Consider the following 18030-nt stretch of genomic DNA (forward strand, 5'->3'; position numbering starts at 1 on the left):
CACATCCCATGTGTTTAGTGGTTTACGAGAGCAGATGGATCGCAGTCCACACGTTCTCAACCGGGTGTAGTGTGCGACTCATCGATATGGAGTGCGAAGCAAATGGACAGCCGGAATTTCCGCCTGCGCCGGCCCGGTCGTACAACGCCAAAAGGCCGGCGAACAGCGCTCTGCTCGCCGGCCGGATCGCGCGCGAAGCGGCGCTATGCCGCGCTACGGCTGACGAACTTCGCGCAGAGGTAGTCCTGCAGGCCCTCGATGCCGTTTTCCCTGCCGAATCCGCTTTCCTTGATGCCGCCGAACGGGGTTTCGGCCTGCAGCAGCATCACGCTGTTGATGCCGACCGCCCCGGCCTCGATCTCGTCGGCAAGCCGGTCCGCGCTGCGCAGCGAGGTCGTGAACGCATACGCGGCGAGCCCCATGGGCAACCGGTTCGCGCGCTCGATGACGTCGTCGAGATCGCTGAACGGCGCGATCGGAACGAGCGGGCCGAACGGCTCTTCGCTCATCACGCGGGCCGTGTCGGGCACGTCCGCGAGCACGGTGGGCGCAAAGAAAAAGCCGGGACGCGCGAGCGGCGCGCCGCCGCATGCGATGCGCGCGCCGGCCGCGCGCGCATCGGCGACGAGCGCCGCCATCTGGTCCACGCGCCGCCGGCTCGCGAGCGGTCCCATGCCGGTTTGCGGATCGAGTCCGTCGCCGACGCGCAGCGCCGCCGCGCGCGCCGCAAACGCATCGACGAAGCGCGCATAGAGCGACGCGTGCACATAGAAGCGCGACGGGTTCGCGCAGATCTGCCCCGCGTTGCGGAACTTGAAGCCGGCCAGCGCCTCGATCGCGTGGTCGAAATCCGCGTCCTCGCAGACGATCGCCGGCGCGTGCCCGCCCAGTTCCAGCGTGACGCGCGTCAGATGACGCCCGGCCTGCTCGCCCAGCAGGCGGCCGACCGGCGTCGAGCCAGTGAAGCTGATCTTGCGGATCGCGGGCGACGCGATCAGCGCGCCCGAGACCTGCGCCGGATTGCCGAGCAGCATCTGCACCGCGCCGGGCGGCACGCCCGCTTCGACAAACGCGTCGACGAGCACCGCGACCGCCGCGGGCGTCTCCTCCGCCGGCTTCAGCACCACCGTGCAGCCGGCCGCGAGCGCCGCCGCGAGCTTGCACGCGGACAGCATCACCGGGAAATTCCACGGCGTGAACGCCGCCACCGGACCGACCGGCTTTTGTACGACCAGGTGCTGAACCCCCGGCATGCGCGCGGGAATCACGCGCCCGTATGCGCGCCGGCCCTCTTCCGCGAACCATTCGATGATCTCGGCGGCCTGCGCGAACTCGCGCTTCGCCTCGGCGAGCGGCTTGCCCTGTTCGAGCGTGAGCCGCAGCGCGCCGGCGTCGCTGTTTGCGCGCACGTGCGCGGCCGCCGCGCGCAACACCTGGCTGCGCGCAAACGGCGACTGCGCGGACCACACGCGAAATGCCGCGACAGCCGCATCGATCGCGCGCCCGATGTCGTCGGCCGAGGCCGCCGCGTACTCGGCCAGTACCGCCTCGGTGGCGGGGTTGGTCACCGTGCACGACACGGCGCTCGCGCCGTCGCACCATTGGCCGCCGATCAGCTGGCGCGGCCGGGGATAAGCAGGGGTATTCAACAGTGTCTCCTTCACAGCAATGGATGGTGGACAGCGCGAGCGGCGCGTTCTGTGCGCGCTTTCTCGCCCGGGCGGCGGATCCGGTCGCGACGCGGCTCAGTCGATCGACGTCACGTGGGCCAGTTCCGCCGAAATCGCCTGCGCGCGTTCGACGAGTTCGGGGGCGAGCTTCGCCATTGCGCGCTTCGTCAGACGCACCGCGGGACCGGCGAGCGCGACGCACGCGAGCAGTTCGCCGCGGCGGTTGACGATCGGCGCGGCAATCGCATGCAGATGCTCCTCGTAGCCCGCGTGGTCGAGCGCATAGCCGCGCTCGCGCGTGCGTTCGAGTTCGGCGACGAGCGCGTCGCGCCCGACAAGCGTGTTCGGCGTGCGCTGCACGAGCGGCACGCGCGCCAGATAGTCGTCGAGCGCGGCGGGGCTCAGGTACGCGAGCCACTGCTTGCCCGCGGCCGTGCAATACATCGGCACGTGCTCGCCGAGATCCGCCGCGACACGGTTCGGCAGCGGACTCTCATAGACCTGCAGCACGACCATCTCGTCGCCGCGCCCCACGGTGAAATGAATGGTCTCGGACGTGTCCTTCCACAGCTGCAGCAGTTGCGGGCGCGCGGCTTCCAGCGGCGGAAAGCTGTGCTGCTGCGCGGACGCGAGCTTGAGCACCGCGTTGCCGAGGCGGTAGCGGCGCGTCGTCGCGTTCTGGACGAGGAAATCGTATTCCGCGTAGGTCTTCAGAATCCGGTGCACGATCACCTTGTCGATCCCGGTTCGCTGGCTGATCTCCGTCACACCGAGATCGCTGCTGGCATTCGCAAACTGGACGAGGACGTCCAGCGACTTGGCAAGGGTTTTCATTGATGGTCTCCAGCTTGACACGCAGAGGGTAGCTTACCATACTGTTTTAACGATATGTAAATACTGTTTATATATTATCAACACGGAGACTGGCAAGTGCATAGCAATCCGGTAGCAAACCGCCAGGCGGTCGAAGCGGACAACGCCCGCTACATCTGGCACCCGATGACCGCGCCCGCGGCGACCGGGGCGGCGCCGCCGCTGATCATCGAACAGGGCGACGGCGTGTTCGTGCGCGACTCGCAGGAGCGCACCTATCTCGACTGCACGGCCGGCCTCTGGTGCGTGAACGTCGGCCACAACCGGCCGGAGATCAAGCAGGCGATCGCCGCGCAGCTCGAGCGGCTCGCGTACTACGGCACGTTCGCGAACCTGTCGAACGCGCCGTCGATCGAGCTGTCGGCGAGGCTGATCGGCATGCTCGCGCCGGAGAAGATGGCGCGCGTGATGTTCGGCAGCGGCGGCTCGGACGCGAACGAAACCGCGTTCAAGCTCGCGCGCCAGTACTGGAAGATCGTCGGCAAGCCGGAGAAAACGAAGATCTTCTCGCTGAAGAACGGCTACCACGGGCTGCACTTCGGCGGCATGTCCGCGAGCGGCAACGTGATGTGGCGCCGCGCCTACGAACCGATGATGCCCGGGTTCGTGCAGGTCGAGGCGCCGTACCTGTACCGCAATCCGTGGACCGACGACCCCGAACGCCTCGCGCAGCTGTGCGCGGACGCGCTCGAACGGGAGATTCTCTTTCATGGCGCCGACACGGTCGCCGCGTTCGTCGCGGAACCGGTGCAGGGCGCGGGCGGCCTGATCGTGCCGCCGGCCCGGTACTGGCCGCTCGTGCGCGAAATCTGCGACCGTCACGACATCCTGCTGATCGCCGACGAGGTCGTGACCGGCTTCGGACGCACCGGCCATCTGTTCGGCGTGCGCAACTGGAACGTGCGCCCCGATATCATGAACTTCGCGAAGGGGATCAATTCCGCGTACGTGCCGCTCGGCGCCACCGTGTTCAGCGAAAAGATCGCCCAGGCGTGGGATGCGTCGAACCATCCGCTCGCGTCGATCATGCACGGCTATACGTATTCCGGTCATCCGGTCGCCTGCGCGGCGGCTCTCGCCAACCTCGACATCGTCGAGCGGGAGAACCTGCCGGGCAACGCGGCCGAACAGGGCGAGTACTTCCTCGCGCGCCTCGCCGAACTGCTGCAGTACCGCCAGGTCGGCGACGTGCGCGGACGCGGCCTGATGCTCGGCATCGAGCTCGTGCTCGACAAGGCGAGCCGCGCGCCGCTGCCGCCGACGCATCCGTCGTCGAGGAAGCTGTACGAGACCCTCTGCCATGCCGGGCTGCTCGTGCGGATCGCCGGCAACAAGATCATCCTGTCCCCCCCGCTCGTCTTCCGGCGCGAACACGTCGACCAGAGCATGGACGGACTGCACGCCGGTTTCGCCGCGATCGCGGCCGACTGAGCGCCCGCGAGACAAGGAGGAAGACAAAAGTGCACAGCCATCTGAAGCTGCAGCGCGACATCGGCACATCGCACACATTCGTCGATGCCGCCTCGACGCCGCTGAACGTCCCCGGCAGCGCGCCGCGACCGACGCTGCTGAGCGTCCAGCGGATCGCCAAGGCGCTGGGTCACGCCGGCATGCGCAACCCGATCATCGGCAACCTGTCGTTCGACGTCCGCGCGGGCGAGTTCCTGTCGATCGTCGGCCCGTCGGGCTGCGGCAAGACCACGCTGCTGATGTGCCTCGCCGGCCTCTACGCGGTCGACAGCGGGTCGGTGTCGTTCGACGGCCAGCCGGTCAGCGCGCCGCCGCCCGGCATCTCCGTCGTGTTCCAGGACTACAGCCGCTCGCTGCTGCCGTGGAAGAACAATCTGGATAACGTCGTATTCGGCATGAAGCGCCTGCGCGACCTGAACCGCGCGCAGAAACTCGACTACGCCCACGAACTGCTCGCAAGCGTCGGTCTGCAGGGCTTCGAGAAACACTATCCGTGGCAGGTGTCCGGCGGGATGCAGCAACGCATCGCGATCGCGCGCGGCCTCGCGGCGCGCTCGCGGCTCCTGCTGCTCGACGAGCCGTTGGCGGCCGTCGACGCGCAGACGCGCGCCGACATGCAGGACCTGCTGCTCGAACTCGCGAAGCGCTATCAGCAGACCTGCGTGCTCGTCACGCACGACGTCGACGAAGCCGTGTACATGGCCGACCGGATCGTCGTGCTGTCGAAGCGGCCCACCGTGGTCGCCGCGGACATACCGGTGCCGCTCGCGAAGCCGCGCACGCAGCTCGACACGCGCGAAGCGCGCGGCTTCCTCGATCTGCGCCACCAGGTTGTCACGATGATTCATGCCATGCGCGCGAGCAACTGACACCCCGCACGCCCCACCCTTTCCCGTTCCATATCGTTTGAGGAGACACCCCATGCTGAAGCTGAAGACGCTCTTCAGTGTTGCCCGCTGCGCGCGGTCGCTGGCCACGGCGGCTACGGCGGCCACGCTCGTCACGGCGGCCGCGCTTGCGCTCGCCGCGCCGCCCGCGCAGGCCGCCGCCGCGACGCCGATCCGGATCGGCGAGCTACGCGCCGACTCGATGATCCGCATCTACTACGCGATGCAAAAAGGCTACTTCGCGCAGGAAGGGCTCGCGCCCGAACTCGTCACGCTCGGCTCCGGCCCGGCGGTCGCCTCCGCGGTCGCGAGCGGCGCGGTCGACATCGGCTACTCGGGGATCATCCCGGTGATCTTCGCGAAGGCGCACAACCAGCCGTTCGTGATCGTCGACACGCTCGACTACGAGTACGGCACGCCGTCGAAGCAGGACACGTGGATTATCGCGAGCAAGCGCTCGAACATCCATACGCTCGCGGACCTGCGCGGCAAGACCATCGCGATCAACGCGACCGGCGCGATCTGCGAGCTGCTCGTGAAGGACCATCTGGCGAAAGCGGGCATTCCTTACGATGCGGTGAAGAAGATCATCGTGCCGTTCCCGCAGATGGCCAGCATGCTGCAGGTCGGCAACGCGGACGCCGCGTGCATTTCCGAGCCGTTCTATGCGGCTGCGCGGCTGTCGCCGAACATCCAGGCGGTGACGCTCGCCTCGGGTGTCGTCGCGAACCTGCAGCCCGCTCAGCGCATCGCGCTCGACGTGCTGTTTGCGCGCGACGACTGGGTCAGGCAGCACGCGGACGTGCTCGCGCGCTTCAACAAGGTGCTCGATCGCGCGAGCGCCGACTTCCGCGCGAATCCCGGGCTGTACCAGCAATGGCTCGTGAGCGCGTTCAAGCTCACGCCGCCGCTCGCGGACGCGGTCACGCACTACTTCGACTGGGGCAGCACCGTGCCCGACGCCGCGTCGCTGCAACCGCTGACCGAAGCGCTCGTGCAAAACGGTCTGCTGCAGAAGGAGGTCGACCCGCACACGCTGATCGCGAGCGGCACCGCGAAGTAAGCCCGCCCCGGCCCATCGGAAGCCCGCCCGCGCGGCGCCCCGGCTCGCCCGGCGCCGCGCGGACCCACCGGACGCCCTACCACGCAGGTGATGCAATGAAACCTTGGATGAAGCCGTACATCGGCTTCCTCGCCGGATGCGCGCTCTGGCAGATCGTCGTGCTGAGCGGCCACATCCCGCGCGAATTCATGCCCGGCATCGGCGCGATCTTCGCGGCGCTCGCCGGCGAGCTCCAGTCGGCCGGCTTCTGGCACAACGAAGCGCTGACGCTCACGCGCACGCTGGTCGGACTCGTCGCGGCCTCCGCGCTCGGCCTCGCGGCCGCGATCGCCGCCGCCCGCTACCGGGTGGTCGAGGACGCACTGCGGCCCGTCGTCAACATCATGCGCTCGCTGCCGCCCGCGGCGCTCGTGCCGCTGTCGATCTTCGCGCTCGGCCTCGGCTTCGGCCTCTTCCTGTTCATCGTCTGCTTCTCCGGCGTCTGGACGGTCTACGTGAGCGCGGCCGGCGCACTCGCCGAAAGCGAGCCGGTGCAGCTGCGCAGCGCGCGCACGCTCGGCTATGGCGCGTGGGCGATTCTCTGGCAGGTTCGCATCCCTGCCGCGCTGCCGCCGATCCTGACCGGCGTGCGCCTCGCGGTGGCCGACTGCCTGATCGCGACGATCGCGGCCGAAATGCTCGCCGGCAGCAACGGCATCGGCTTCATGCTGTACGACAGCGCATTTTCGATGCGCACGGCCGATACGTTCGCGCTGCTCGTCGTCGCCGGATGCAACGGACTCCTCTTCAATCAGGCAGTGCTGCGCGTGCGCGCGGCGCTGGTCGGCTGGCACGACAGCCTCGCTGCGATGGTGCAACCATGAAGACCCTCTCCCAACGCGTGAATCTTCCCGGCATCGTCTTCCTGCTGCTGCTCGTCGGCGCGTGGGAAGGCTCCGCGCGTGTCGTCGCGTCGCCGAACTACCCGGGTTTCGTCGACGTCGCGCGCGCGCTGTGGCATCACGGGCCGGCGCTTGCGCAAGCGCTCGGCGTGACGCTCGTGCGCGCGGGCGCGGGCTTCGCGCTGTCGCTCGTGACGATGCTGCCGCTCGGCATCTGCCTCGGCCGCCTGCGCTCGCTCGGCGGTTTCTTCGAGCCGCTGATCGACCTCGTGCGCCCGCTGCCGCCGCTCGCGATCGTGCCGGTCGTGATGCTGTTCGCCGGCACCGGCAACCTCGCGAAGATTCTCGTCGTGTTCTACGGCGCGGCGTTCCCGATCCTGATCAACGCGATCGATGCGACGCGCGCGACGCATCCGCTGCTCGTCAACGTCGGGCGCTCGCTCGGCCTGTCGCGCGCGGAAATCATGCGCGACATCGATCTGCCGGCCGCGTTGCCGCAGATCGTGAGCGGCATCCGCATCAGCATCGCGCTGTCGCTGCTGATCAGCGTGAGCGCCGAGATGCTGCTGTCGACCAACGGGATCGGCAATTTCATCGTGCAGGCCCAGCAGCAGTTCGAGATCGCAGCCGGGCTCGCGACGATCCTGATCATCGCGATCGCGGCACTGTGCATCGAAACCCTGTTTTTCCGCATCGAGCAGCGCCTGCTCGGATGGCATCACGAGCGCGCGAAGGTGACGCGCTAGCGCGCGCCGCCCGCCCTACCCGTATCCGACTCAAGAGATCCATGCAATGAAGCCCACCACGGCCCTGAATCCGCAGCATCTGCAGCATCTCCTCGCGCGCGAGCAGCAGCACTTCGCGCAGCGCCACCCCCGCTCCGCCGAACTGTACGCGCGCGGCAAGGCGGTCTACCTGTACGGCACGCCGCTGCACTGGATGACGCTGTGGCCCGGCTCCTGCCCGGTCTACATGCGCGAAGGGCGCGGCGCGCATCTGCACGACGTCGACGGCAACGTGTTCGTCGACCTGTGCCTCGGCGACACCGGCTCGATGTTCGGCCACTCGCATCCGGCCATCGCCGACGCGATCGCCCGCCAGGCGCAGCGCGGCGTCTCGGCGATGCTGCCGTCCGAAGACGGCGTGTGGGTCGGCGAGGAGCTCGTGCGACGCTTCGGCCTGCCCTACTGGCAGCTCGCCACGTCGGCGTCCGACGCGAACCGCTTCGCGCTGCGCCTCGCGCGGATGATCACCGGTCGCGACAAGGTGCTCGTGTTCAACGGCAACTATCACGGCTCGGTCGACGAAACCCAGGTCGAGTTCGATCCGCAAGGGAAGATGCGTCCGCGCACGAACGTGAGCGCCAACGGCATGGATCACGAGCGGCTTGTGCGGCTCGTCGAATTCAACGACGTCGATGCGCTCGAACGCGCGCTCTCGCAGCGCGACGTCGCATGCGTGATCACCGAACCGATGATGACCAACATCGGCATGGTGCCGGTCGCTCCCGGCTATCACGCGGCGCTGCGCGAGATCACGCGCCGCTACGGCACGCTGCTGCTGATCGACGAGACACATACGATCTCGACCAGCCCCGGCGGCTGCACGCGCGCATGGGGGCTCGAACCGGACATCTTCGTGCTCGGCAAGGCGATCGCGGGCGGCATTCCATCGGCGGTCTACGGCGTGACCGAAGCGGTCGCGCAGCGTGTCTGGGCCGCCAAACCGCCGGTGTGGGCCGGCGGCGAGAAGCGCAACAACCATTCGGGCTTCGGCGGCACGCTGGTCGGCAACCAGCTGACGATTGCCGGACTGCGCGCGACGCTCGAACACGTGATGACCGACGGGAACTATGCGCACATGATCGAAATGGCCACGCGCATCGCGCGCTGCGTGCGCGAAGGCATCGCGGCACACGACCTGCCGTGGCACGTCACCCAGATCGGCGCGCGCGCGGAATACATGTTCATGCCGCAGCCGCCGCTGAACGGCTCGCAGGCCAGGGCGGGGCGCGACGGCACGCTCGAATCGCTGATCCACCTGTACCTGCTGAACCGCGGCGTGCTGATCACGCCGTTCCACAACATGATGCTTGCCTGCCCCCAGCTCGCGCCGCAAGACGTCGACCGACACAACCGCGCCTTCTCCGAATGCGTTGCGGAACTGGCCGGAGACTGATCATGGGGCGACTCGACAACAGGATCGCGCTCGTCACGGGCGCCGGCCAGGGTATCGGCGCCGCGATCGCGCAACGCTTCGCGCAGGAAGGCGCGCACGTGATCGTGTCCGATCGCGACGCGGCGCTCGCCGCGCAGGTGGCCGGCGCGCTCGTCGAGACGGGCGCCCGCGCGAGCCCCTGCACGCTCGACGTGACCGACGAAGCCGCCTGGCAGCAGACCGTCGCGTGGCTGCAGCGCGAGCACGGCGGCCTCGACGTGCTCGTGAACAACGCCGGCATCGCGCTCGTGCGCTCGATCGCGGATACGTCGCTCGCCGATTTTCGCGGCGTGATGCGCGTGAACGTCGAAGGCGTGTTCCTCGGCATCAGGCACAGCGCCGCGGCGCTCGCCGCGCGCGCCGCGGCGAGCGGCGGCAGCGCGGCGATCGTGAACCTCTCGTCGGTGCTCGGCGTACAGGGCATCCCGGACAACATCGCATACGGAACCTCGAAAGGCGCGGTGCGGCAACTGACGAAGTGCGCAGCGATCGAGTTCGCGGAACGCGGCATGCCGATCCGGGTGAACGCGGTGCTGCCCGCCGTCACCGATACGCCGATGGTGCGCCGCGAAATCGAGGAATGGGCCGAGCAGGGCACGTTCGGCACGCGCGACGTCGCCGCGACCCGCGCCGCGTTCGGTGCACGCGTGCCGCTCGGGCGCATCGGGCGCGCCGAGGAGATCGCCAGCACGGTGCTGTTCGCGGCCTCCGACGAAAGCGCGTTCACGACGGGCGCCGAGTACGCGGTCGACGGCGGCCGACTCGCGGTCTGACACGCATCGAAAACAGTGGAGCACACAACCATGAAGCAACGACTTGATGGGCGCGTCGCGCTCGTCACCGGCGGCGGCCAGGGCATCGGACGCGCGATCGCCGAGGTATTCGCGGCCGAGGGTGCGCGCGTGGTCATCGCGGCGCGCAGCGCCGCCGGCGAAGACGTCGCGGCACAACTGCGCGCGCGAGGCTGCGATGCGCGCTTCGTCGCGCTCGATGTCGGCGACGCCGAAGCCCTCAGGCACACGGTCGGGCAGATCGCCGCTGCGCAGGGCGGTCTCGACATCGTCGTGCACAACGCGGCGGCCTTTTCGCGCGATCCGATCGAAACAATGTCGCCCGACGCGCTGGAGCGGGTGCTATCGGTGAACCTGAAGGCCCTCTTCTATCTCGCGCAGGCCGCGCTGCCTCACATGAAACAGCGCGGCGGCGGGCGGCTGCTGGTGACGTCGTCGATCACCGGGCCGCGCGTCGCGATGCCGGCGACCTCGCATTACGCGGCCAGCAAGGCGGGCGTGAACGGTTTCATCCGCACGGCGGCACTCGAATTCGCTCCGTTCGGCATCACCGTCAACGGCGTCGAACCGGGCTATATCGACACGCCCGCGATGAGCGCGCTCAAGGAACGCTTCGGCGAAGCGCAGCTCACGCGCTACATTCCGCTCAAGCGCCTCGGCCGCCCGGAGGACATCGCGCATGCGCTGCTTTACCTTGCAAGCGACGAAGCAGCGTATGTCACCGGACAGACGATCGTCGTCGACGGCGGCTCGACGCTGCCCGAAAGCCCGGTTTTCATGGCTGCCTGAACGCCTGGAAGCCTGGAGGCCTGGAAGTGACCCGAGAAGTAGCCTGAAAGCGAGCCCGAAGAAACCCGAACGCCGCGCGTCACGTCTCGTCGCCGGGCGTCTCGCCGCCGCTGCGCCCGATTTCGCGCCGGGTCAGTTCGCCCGCGCGCTGTTCGAGGCGGGTGAGCAGCGCGTCGAGCAGATCCGCCTCCGCGTCGCTCAGGCACGCGAGGAATTCGATGTTGTACTGCTGGCCGCCCGCGCGCGCGCGCTCGTACGTGAGCCTGCCGGCGTCGGTCAGCGTCAGCACCGTGAGCCGCTTGTTCGACGGCAGCCGCGTATTGGCGATCAGCCCCTTCCTGACCAGTTGGGCGACGCAGCGGCTCGCGACCACCGTGTCGAGCGCCGCCAGCGCCGCGAGCCGCGTCAGGTTGAGGTCCGGGTAACGTCCGACGAACGCCAGAATGCGCCAGTCGCGCCGGCTGATGCCGATTTCGCGGCGAAACATCAGGCCGACACCCTGCGTCGCAACCCGCGCGAGGTTGTGAATCCGGTACAGCAGGAAGTCCTCGATATGCACGGGGCGCTTCAACGCTGACGTCGCGGGCGCGGGGGAGGCAGGTTTCGGACGCGGCACGGTCGGATCGCTGGAAAGGGGATCAGTGCGCATTATGCCGCGCCGCGCCGCGCGGACACGCGCGCAGCGGCGCGCCTCGTTGTGCGTTTGCACATACGTTTGATTAGGTCAAACGTGTGCGCGCTTCCTAACATCGTGACTGGGCGGCCGCCGCGCCGCAGATCAATGAACGCTACCCGCATGACATCGACCCGCAACGTTCTCTTCATCATGTGCGACCAGTTGCGCCGGGATCATCTCGGCTGCTACGGGCACCCCTACCTGCGCACCCGCAACATCGACGCGCTCGCGGCGCGCGGCGTGCGCTTCGACAACGCGTTCGTGACCTCGGGCGTCTGCGGCCCGTCGCGCATGTCGTATTACACCGGCCGCACGATGACGAGCCACGGCGCGAACTGGAACCGCGTGCCGATGTCGATCGGCGAACTCACGCTCGGCGAGTATCTGATGCGCCACGGCCGCACGCTCGCGCTCGCCGGCAAGACCCACGTGCAGGTCGACGCGCAGGGGCTGGAGCGGCTCGAGATCGCGCGCGCGAGCGCGCTTGGCCAGCGCCTGTCGTGCGGCTCGTTCGTCGAGCTCGACCGCTACGACGGCCATCACGAACCCGGCAGCGAAAGCGGCTACCCGGCGTACCTGCGCCGCCACGGCTATGCGAGCGACACGCCGTGGAGCGACTTCGTGATCGGCGTCGAGGACGAGCGCGGCAACGTGCACTCCGGCTGGAAGATGCGCAACGTGCGCTGGCCCGCGCGCGTCGCGCAGGCGCACTCGGAAACCGCGTACATGACGGATCAGGCGATCCGCTACATCGAGCAGCAGGGCGACACGCCGTGGGCGCTGCATTTGTCGTACGTGAAGCCGCACTGGCCCTACGTCGCGCCGCGCCCGTATCACGACCTGTATTCGCTCGACCAGTGCCTGCCGCCGGTGCGGCGGCGCGCGGAGCACGATGGCGCGCATCCGGTCGTGGCCGCTTACCGCCAGCATGAAGAAAGCGTCAATTTCTCGCGCGACGAAGTGTCGAACACGGTGCGCCCCGTCTACCAGGGACTGATCCAGCAGATCGACGACCATCTCGGCCGGCTGTGGGACACGCTTGAGCGGCTCGGCCGCTGGCAGGACACGCTGATCGTCTTCACCGCCGATCATGGCGATTTCCTCGGCGATCACTGGCTCGGCGAAAAGGAGCTCTTCTACGACACCGTGCAGCGCGTGCCGATGATCGTCCACGATCCGTGCGCCGATGCGGACGCGACACGCGGCACCGCCGACGCGCGCTTCGTCTCCGGTGTCGACGTCGTCCCGACGGTTCTCGATGCGCTCGGGCTGCCCGCCTACGACGAGCGCGTCGAAGGCGCGTCGCTGCTGCCGCTGACCCGCGCGGATGCGGCGCGCGCGCAGGGCTGGCGCGAGTTCGTCGTCTCCGAGCTCGATTACAGCTTCCGCGGCGCGCGCGTGACGCTCGGCCGCCGCCCCGACGCATGCCGCGGCTGGATGGTCCGCGATGCGCGCTGGAAATACGTGTACTGGCAAGGTTTTCGCCCGCAACTGTTCGATCTCGCGGAAGATCCCGACGAATACGTCGACCTCGGCGCCGACGACAGCCATGCCGCGATCCGCACGCGCCTGCACGCGCAGCTCGCGCAATGGCACGGCGCGCTGAAGCAGCGCGTCACCGTCGATCACGCGATGGTCGAAAGCCGCACCGACAGCCACAAGAAATGGGGCGTGTTTTTCGGCGAATGGTAAGCCGGCAGGCCGCGCCGCACCACGATACCGCGGCGCCGCCGCATCGGCCCAGCGGGCCCGGAGGAGACACACGATGCACGATTCAACGGCCACATCGCACGAAGACGCGACCTATCGGAAGATCGCCCGCCGCATCGTGCCCTTCCTGTTCGTCTGCTACGTCGTCAACTTTATCGACCGGGTCAACATCGGTTTCGCGAAACTGCAATTCCTGCAGGATCTCAGGCTGAACGATGCGATCTTCGGCATCGCGGCCGGGATGTTCTTCATCGGCTATGTCGTGTTCGAACTGCCGAGCAACCTGCTGCTCGCGCGCATCGGCGTGCGCAAGACGCTGCTGCGCATCATGGTGCTGTGGGGCAGCCTGACCGTGCTGCTGATGTTCGTGCAGAACGCAACCATGCTCTACGTGCTGCGCTTTCTGCTCGGCGCCGCCGAGGCCGGCTTCTTTCCGGGCATCGTGCTGTACCTCACGTACTGGTTTCCGGACAGCCGGCGCGGGCGCATCCTGAGCCTGTTCATCATGGCGGTGCCGCTTGCCGGCGTGATCGGCGGGCCGCTGTCCGGCTGGGTCATGAGCCGTCTGCACGACACGCTCGGCCTGCGCGGCTGGCAATGGCTTTTCCTGTGCGAAGGCCTACCCGCGATCGGACTCGGCATCATGGCGCTGCTCTACCTCGACGACCGTCCCGCCGACGCGCGCTGGCTCACGGCCGCGCAAAAGCGCAAGGTCGAGGCCGCGCTCGAAGCCGACCGCGAGCGGCGCCGCGCGCATGCACCGCCGCCCGCGCGGCTGCGCGACGTGCTGTGCCATCCGCGCATCCTGCTGCTGTCGGCGATTTACTTCTGCATTTTCATGGGCCTGAACGCGATCGGCTTCTGGATTCCCACGCTGCTGCGCCAGGTCGGCATTCCCGGCGTGCGCGAAATCGGCTGGACGAGCGGTGCGATTTCGGTGTGCACCGCGATCGGCATCGCGCTCATCGGCCGCAGCTCCGATCGCCGGATGGAGCGGCGCTGGCACGTCGCACTGTGCGGCCTGACGGTCGCCGCCAGCTTCGTGCTGCTGCCGCTCGCCGCGCACAGCATTCCGTTCACGGTGGTGCTGCTGATGGCCGCGTCGATCGGCATCTACGCGACGCTGAGCCTGTTCTGGACGATCCCGACCGCCTACCTCGACGGCGGCGCCGCGGCCGGCGGCATCGCGACGATCACCGCCATCGGCGCGCTCGGCGGCGCCGCGAGTCCGTCGCTGGTCGGCATGCTGAAGGCCCACACCGGCAGCCTCTACAGCGGGCTCGTCGTGATCGCGCTGCTGCTCGCGCTCGGGATGCTCGCGCTGCTGTGGGCGATGCCCGCGTCGCGCCGCGTGGAATCCGGCGCGCTCGGCCGCGCCGCGCTCAAATGAACGCGCGCCGCCCGTGTCAGCCGAGTCCGGCCAGCAGATCGTCGATCGCGCGGTAAACGCGCTCGACGACTTCCGGGCCGACCTCACGCTCCAGCGCCGCGTAGCACGTCTCCAGTTCCTTCGAGATCACCCGCACGAGGTTCACGCTGCGCGGCGTCATCTCGACGAGCACGCGCCGCTGGTCGTCCGCGAAGCGCTCCTTCGTGACGAGGTCGAGGCTCTCCATCCGCGCCAGCACGCCCGCCATGCTGGGGCTCGAAATCGTGCAGAGATCGGAGATCTGGCGCGGCTCCAGCGGCCCCTGTTCGTTCAGCGCACGCAGCACGCGCCATTGCTGCTCGGTGAGGCCATGCGCGGTAATCAGCGGACGAAAGCGCTCCATCATCTTTTCCCGCGCGCGCAGCAGCAGCATCGGCAGATTGCGGTGAAGGCGTCGGGTGGTGGCGTGTGCGGGCATGGCAAATAGCGTGAACCGGCGAATGCTTCAGGGAAAACCCGCACAAGCGGGGGAATCGGTTGACCGTCGATGATACCGGCTGGCAAAATACTAACATGTTAGTATTTAGACGCGTGAGGAGCACATCATGTTCGCGCTGACCGATCATCTGCTACATATCGAGGGCGAGCCCCTGCCGCGCGACGTCGACGCGCGCACGCTCGCGGCGCTGCTGTCGGACGGCGCGCATTGCCGCGCGCCCGTCGCGGGCGCCGTGTATGGCACGCTGCTGAACGACCGCGCCGCGCTCGCGGCGCTGGGCGACGCCGTGCACGCCGCGCCGTACAAGGCGCCGCCCGGCGCGCCGGTGCTTTACCTGAAGCCGCGCAACACGCTCGCCGGCCATCGCGCGCAGGTCGCGGTGCCGCGCGGCGTACCCCACGTCGAGGTCGGCGCGTCGCTCGGCATCGTGATCGGCCGCACCGCCACGCGCGTGAGCGAGCGCGACGCGCTCGCTCACGTCGCGGGCTACACGCTCGTCGCCGACATCAGCGTGCCGCACACGAACGTCTACCGGCCCTCGGTGCGTCTGCGCGCGCGCGACAACTTTTGCGTGATCGGGCCCGCGGTCGTCGCGCGCCGGCACGTCGCCGACCCGGACGCCCTGCCGATCGGAGTGCGCGTCGGCGACAAGCCGCCTTTCGTTGCGAGCACATCCACATCGGTGCGCCGCGTCGCGCGCCTGCTGGCCGACGTCACCGATTTCATGACGCTGCGGGCCGGCGACGTGCTGACGCTCGGCGTGCCGCATGGCGCACCCGTCGCGCAGCCCGGCGAGCACGCGGTGCTGACGATGGGCGGCTTTGCGCCGCTTGCCGTGTCGTTCGTCGACGCCGCCCCCCACGAAGGAGCGCAATCATGATGCGCGGACGTGTCGCCTATGCCGGCGCAATTCACGAAGCCACCCCCGACGCGCACCGCGTGCGCCTCGCCGACGGCCGGGTGTGCGAGGAGCACGAGCTCGTCTGGCTCGCACCGTTCGAGGTCGGCACGATCTTCGCGCTCGGCCTGAACTACGCGGAGCATGCGAAAGAGCTGCAGTTCGCGAAGCAGGACGAGCCGCTCGTGTTCCTGAAGGGACCGGGCACCGTGGTCGGCCATCGCGGCGTGACGCGCCGGCCCGACGGCGTCGCGTTCATGCACTACGAGTGCGAACTCGCGGTCGTGATCGGCCGCACCGCGCAAAACGTCACGCGCGCGGATGCGCTGGATTACGTGGCCGGCTACACGATCGCGAACGACTACGCGATCCGCGACTACCTCGAAAACTACTATCGCCCGAACCTGCGCGTGAAGAACCGCGACGGCGCGACGGTGCTCGGTCCGTGGCTCGTCGACGCGGCGGACGTCGCGGACGTGACGCAGCTCGAACTGCGCACCTACGTGAACGGCACGCTGCAGCAGCGCGGCAACACCCGCGACATGGTGACCGGCATCGCGGCGCTGATCGAGTATCTGAGCAGTTTCATGACGCTCGCGCCCGGCGACGTCATCCTGACCGGCACGCCGGAAGGGATCGTCAACGTGAACGCGGGCGACGAGGTGGTCTGCGAGATCGACGGCCTGGGCCGTCTTGTCAACGTGATCGCGTCGGACGCCGACTTCGGGCGCATCTGACCAAGAGGAATTCCCCATGCGAATCGAACATCTGATCAACGGCCGCGCCCATCCGGGCCGCGACTACTTCGAGACGGTCAACCCCGCCAGCCAGGACGTGCTCGGCGAGGTCGCGCAAGGCGGCGCGGCGGAAGTCGACAGCGCGGTGCGCGCGGCAAAGGACGCGTTCCCCGCGTGGGCCGCGACGCCGGCCGCGGAACGCGCGAAGATCATGCATCGCCTCGGCGAACTGATTACGCGCAACGTGCCCGAACTGTCCGAAGCGGAAACGCGGGACACCGGCCAGACCATCTCGCAGACGCGCAAGCAGCTGGTGCCGCGCGCGGCCGACAATTTTCATTACTTCGCGCAAGTCTGCACGCAGGTCGACGGCCACACGTATCCGACGCCCACGCATCTGAACTACACGCTGTTCCATCCGGTCGGCGTGTGTGCGCTGATCTCGCCATGGAACGTGCCGTTCATGACGGCCACGTGGAAAGTCGCGCCGTGCCTCGCATTCGGCAACACCGCCGTGCTGAAGATGAGCGAGCTTTCGCCGGTCACCGCGTCGATGCTCGGCACGCTCGCGCTCGAAGCAGGCGTGCCCGCGGGCGTGCTCAACATCGTGCACGGTTACGGCAAGGAGGCGGGAGAGCCGCTTGTCGCGCATCCCGACGTGCGCGCGGTGTCGTTCACCGGCTCGACCGCCACCGGCAACCGGATCGTTCAGGCTGCGGGGCTGAAGAAGTTCTCGATGGAGCTGGGCGGCAAATCGCCGTTCGTGATCTTCGACGACGCGGACTTCGAGCGCGCGCTCGACGCGGCCGTCTTCATGATCTTCTCGAACAACGGCGAGCGCTGCACGGCGGGTTCGCGCATCCTCGTCCAGCGCAGCATCTATGCACGCTTTGCCGGGCGCTTCGTCGAGCGGGCGCAACGGCTCGCGGTCGGCGACCCGCTCAGCGACAGCACGGTCATCGGGCCGATGATCAGCCAGGCGCATCTCGCGAAGGTTCGCAGCTATATCGAACTCGGACCGAAGGAAGGCGCGACGCTCGCGTGCGGCGGCCTCGACGCGCCCGCTCTGCCGGACGCGCTAAGGCGCGGCAATTACGTGGCGCCGACCGTGTTCGTCGACGTCGACAACCGCATGCGCATCGCCCAGGAAGAAATCTTCGGTCCGGTCGCGTGCCTGATCCCGTTCGACGACGAAGCACACGCGGTGCGCCTCGCCAACGACATCGCGTACGGGCTGTCGAGCTACGTGTGGACCGAGAATGCCGGGCGCGCGCATCGCGTTGCGCAGGCGATCGATGCCGGCATGTGCTTCGTGAACAGCCAGAACGTGCGCGACCTGCGGCAGCCGTTCGGCGGCACCAAGGCGTCCGGCGTCGGCCGCGAAGGCGGAACGTGGAGCTATGAGGTGTTCCTCGAACCGAAGAACGTCTGCGTGTCGCTCGGCTCGCATCACGTGCCGCGCTGGGGCGTGTAGGCTCCGCCGCATCGTCCATCAGAAAG

The 18030-nt window shown here is 68.3% G+C and carries 17 protein-coding genes; 13 read left to right on the top strand and 4 right to left on the bottom strand.

Annotated elements, in window-relative coordinates:
* Window positions 1-203 precede the first annotated feature (203 nt).
* Both AC3AP7_RS26870 and AC3AP7_RS26875 read right to left on the bottom strand, forming a co-directional pair.
* Window positions 204-1649, bottom strand: coding sequence for an NAD-dependent succinate-semialdehyde dehydrogenase (locus AC3AP7_RS26870; protein WP_487363332.1), 1446 nt, complete (start codon window positions 1647-1649; stop codon window positions 204-206).
* A 96-nt stretch (window positions 1650-1745) separates the two neighbouring features.
* Entirely contained in the window at window positions 1746-2504 is a 759-nt protein-coding gene (locus AC3AP7_RS26875) for an IclR family transcriptional regulator (RefSeq protein WP_487363333.1), read from the bottom strand.
* A gap of 165 nt (window positions 2505-2669) precedes the next feature.
* On the opposite strand from AC3AP7_RS26875, the gene AC3AP7_RS26880 reads away from it, so the two are divergent.
* From AC3AP7_RS26880 to AC3AP7_RS26915, 8 genes are all read left to right on the top strand, one after another.
* A complete protein-coding gene (locus AC3AP7_RS26880; protein ID WP_488324881.1) occupies window positions 2670-3974 on the top strand; it encodes an aminotransferase class III-fold pyridoxal phosphate-dependent enzyme in 1305 nt (434 codons plus the stop codon).
* Window positions 3975-4003: 29 nt separating this feature from the next.
* Window positions 4004-4882, top strand: coding sequence for an ABC transporter ATP-binding protein (locus tag AC3AP7_RS26885; protein WP_487363335.1), 879 nt, complete (start codon window positions 4004-4006; stop codon window positions 4880-4882).
* Between the two features lie 52 nt (window positions 4883-4934).
* Entirely contained in the window at window positions 4935-5963 is a 1029-nt protein-coding gene (locus AC3AP7_RS26890) for an ABC transporter substrate-binding protein (protein ID WP_487363336.1), read from the top strand.
* 107 nt (window positions 5964-6070) lie between these two features.
* Window positions 6071-6826, top strand: coding sequence for an ABC transporter permease (locus AC3AP7_RS26895; RefSeq protein ID WP_487363337.1), 756 nt, complete (start codon window positions 6071-6073; stop codon window positions 6824-6826).
* Entirely contained in the window at window positions 6823-7590 is a 768-nt protein-coding gene (locus AC3AP7_RS26900; RefSeq protein WP_487363338.1) for an ABC transporter permease, read from the top strand. Before AC3AP7_RS26895 ends, AC3AP7_RS26900 begins: the two co-directional genes overlap by 4 nt.
* A 46-nt stretch (window positions 7591-7636) precedes the next feature.
* Window positions 7637-9022, top strand: coding sequence for an aspartate aminotransferase family protein (locus tag AC3AP7_RS26905; RefSeq protein WP_487363339.1), 1386 nt, complete (start codon window positions 7637-7639; stop codon window positions 9020-9022).
* Between the two features lie 2 nt (window positions 9023-9024).
* Complete coding sequence (locus AC3AP7_RS26910; protein WP_487363340.1) at window positions 9025-9834, top strand: SDR family NAD(P)-dependent oxidoreductase; 810 nt, start codon at window positions 9025-9027, stop codon at window positions 9832-9834.
* 30 nt (window positions 9835-9864) lie between these two features.
* Entirely contained in the window at window positions 9865-10641 is a 777-nt protein-coding gene (locus AC3AP7_RS26915; RefSeq protein ID WP_487363341.1) for an SDR family oxidoreductase, read from the top strand.
* A gap of 79 nt (window positions 10642-10720) precedes the next feature.
* Here the strand turns inward: AC3AP7_RS26915 and AC3AP7_RS26920 are convergent, their stop codons facing one another.
* Complete coding sequence (locus tag AC3AP7_RS26920; RefSeq protein ID WP_488324834.1) at window positions 10721-11200, bottom strand: MarR family winged helix-turn-helix transcriptional regulator; 480 nt, start codon at window positions 11198-11200, stop codon at window positions 10721-10723.
* A 237-nt stretch (window positions 11201-11437) separates the two neighbouring features.
* On the opposite strand from AC3AP7_RS26920, the gene AC3AP7_RS26925 reads away from it, so the two are divergent.
* Both AC3AP7_RS26925 and AC3AP7_RS26930 read left to right on the top strand, forming a co-directional pair.
* Window positions 11438-13009 carry a sulfatase-like hydrolase/transferase gene (locus AC3AP7_RS26925; RefSeq protein WP_487363343.1) on the top strand — a complete coding sequence of 524 codons (1572 nt, stop codon included), beginning with the start codon at window positions 11438-11440 and terminating at the stop codon, window positions 13007-13009.
* A 73-nt stretch (window positions 13010-13082) separates the two neighbouring features.
* Complete coding sequence (locus AC3AP7_RS26930; protein WP_487363344.1) at window positions 13083-14417, top strand: MFS transporter; 1335 nt, start codon at window positions 13083-13085, stop codon at window positions 14415-14417.
* 16 nt (window positions 14418-14433) lie between these two features.
* On the opposite strand, the gene hpaR is transcribed toward AC3AP7_RS26930, so the two are convergent.
* Entirely contained in the window at window positions 14434-14829 is a 396-nt protein-coding gene (gene hpaR, locus AC3AP7_RS26935) for a homoprotocatechuate degradation operon regulator HpaR (RefSeq protein ID WP_487365036.1), read from the bottom strand.
* 172 nt (window positions 14830-15001) lie between these two features.
* Between hpaR and AC3AP7_RS26940 the strand changes: the two genes are divergently transcribed.
* Genes AC3AP7_RS26940 through hpaE form a run of 3 tightly spaced genes read left to right on the top strand, consistent with a single transcriptional unit; the run spans window position 15002 to window position 18004 of the window.
* Window positions 15002-15775: a fumarylacetoacetate hydrolase family protein gene (locus AC3AP7_RS26940; protein WP_487363345.1), complete on the top strand. Its 774-nt coding sequence runs from the start codon at window positions 15002-15004 to the stop codon at window positions 15773-15775.
* Window positions 15772-16530 carry a fumarylacetoacetate hydrolase family protein gene (locus tag AC3AP7_RS26945; protein ID WP_487363346.1) on the top strand — a complete coding sequence of 253 codons (759 nt, stop codon included), beginning with the start codon at window positions 15772-15774 and terminating at the stop codon, window positions 16528-16530. Before AC3AP7_RS26940 ends, AC3AP7_RS26945 begins: the two co-directional genes overlap by 4 nt.
* 16 nt (window positions 16531-16546) lie before the next feature.
* The gene (gene hpaE, locus AC3AP7_RS26950; protein WP_487363347.1) at window positions 16547-18004 is read left to right on the top strand and encodes a 5-carboxymethyl-2-hydroxymuconate semialdehyde dehydrogenase; all 1458 of its coding nucleotides are present in this window, start codon (window positions 16547-16549) and stop codon (window positions 18002-18004) included.
* The last annotated feature ends 26 nt before the right edge of the window (window positions 18005-18030 follow it).

The organism is Paraburkholderia sp. PAMB 6770 (assembly GCF_057748135.1).

Bases quoted from the DNA above. Each gene is read 5' to 3' on its own strand.
- AC3AP7_RS26875 (WP_487363333.1), bottom strand. From the start codon at position 2,504: ATGAAAACCCTTGCCAAGTCGCTGGACGTCCTCGTCCAGTTTGCGAAT.
- AC3AP7_RS26880 (WP_488324881.1), top strand. From the start codon at position 2,670: ATGACCGCGCCCGCGGCGACCGGGGCGGCGCCGCCGCTGATCATCGAA.
- AC3AP7_RS26890 (WP_487363336.1), top strand. From the start codon at position 4,935: ATGCTGAAGCTGAAGACGCTCTTCAGTGTTGCCCGCTGCGCGCGGTCG.
- AC3AP7_RS26895 (WP_487363337.1), top strand. From the start codon at position 6,071: ATGAAGCCGTACATCGGCTTCCTCGCCGGATGCGCGCTCTGGCAGATC.
- AC3AP7_RS26900 (WP_487363338.1), top strand. From the start codon at position 6,823: ATGAAGACCCTCTCCCAACGCGTGAATCTTCCCGGCATCGTCTTCCTG.
- AC3AP7_RS26905 (WP_487363339.1), top strand. From the start codon at position 7,637: ATGAAGCCCACCACGGCCCTGAATCCGCAGCATCTGCAGCATCTCCTC.
- AC3AP7_RS26910 (WP_487363340.1), top strand. From the start codon at position 9,025: ATGGGGCGACTCGACAACAGGATCGCGCTCGTCACGGGCGCCGGCCAG.
- AC3AP7_RS26915 (WP_487363341.1), top strand. From the start codon at position 9,865: ATGAAGCAACGACTTGATGGGCGCGTCGCGCTCGTCACCGGCGGCGGC.
- AC3AP7_RS26925 (WP_487363343.1), top strand. From the start codon at position 11,438: ATGACATCGACCCGCAACGTTCTCTTCATCATGTGCGACCAGTTGCGC.
- AC3AP7_RS26930 (WP_487363344.1), top strand. From the start codon at position 13,083: ATGCACGATTCAACGGCCACATCGCACGAAGACGCGACCTATCGGAAG.
- hpaR (WP_487365036.1), bottom strand. From the start codon at position 14,829: ATGCTGCTGCTGCGCGCGCGGGAAAAGATGATGGAGCGCTTTCGTCCG.
- AC3AP7_RS26940 (WP_487363345.1), top strand. From the start codon at position 15,002: ATGTTCGCGCTGACCGATCATCTGCTACATATCGAGGGCGAGCCCCTG.
- AC3AP7_RS26945 (WP_487363346.1), top strand. From the start codon at position 15,772: ATGATGCGCGGACGTGTCGCCTATGCCGGCGCAATTCACGAAGCCACC.
- hpaE (WP_487363347.1), top strand. From the start codon at position 16,547: ATGCGAATCGAACATCTGATCAACGGCCGCGCCCATCCGGGCCGCGAC.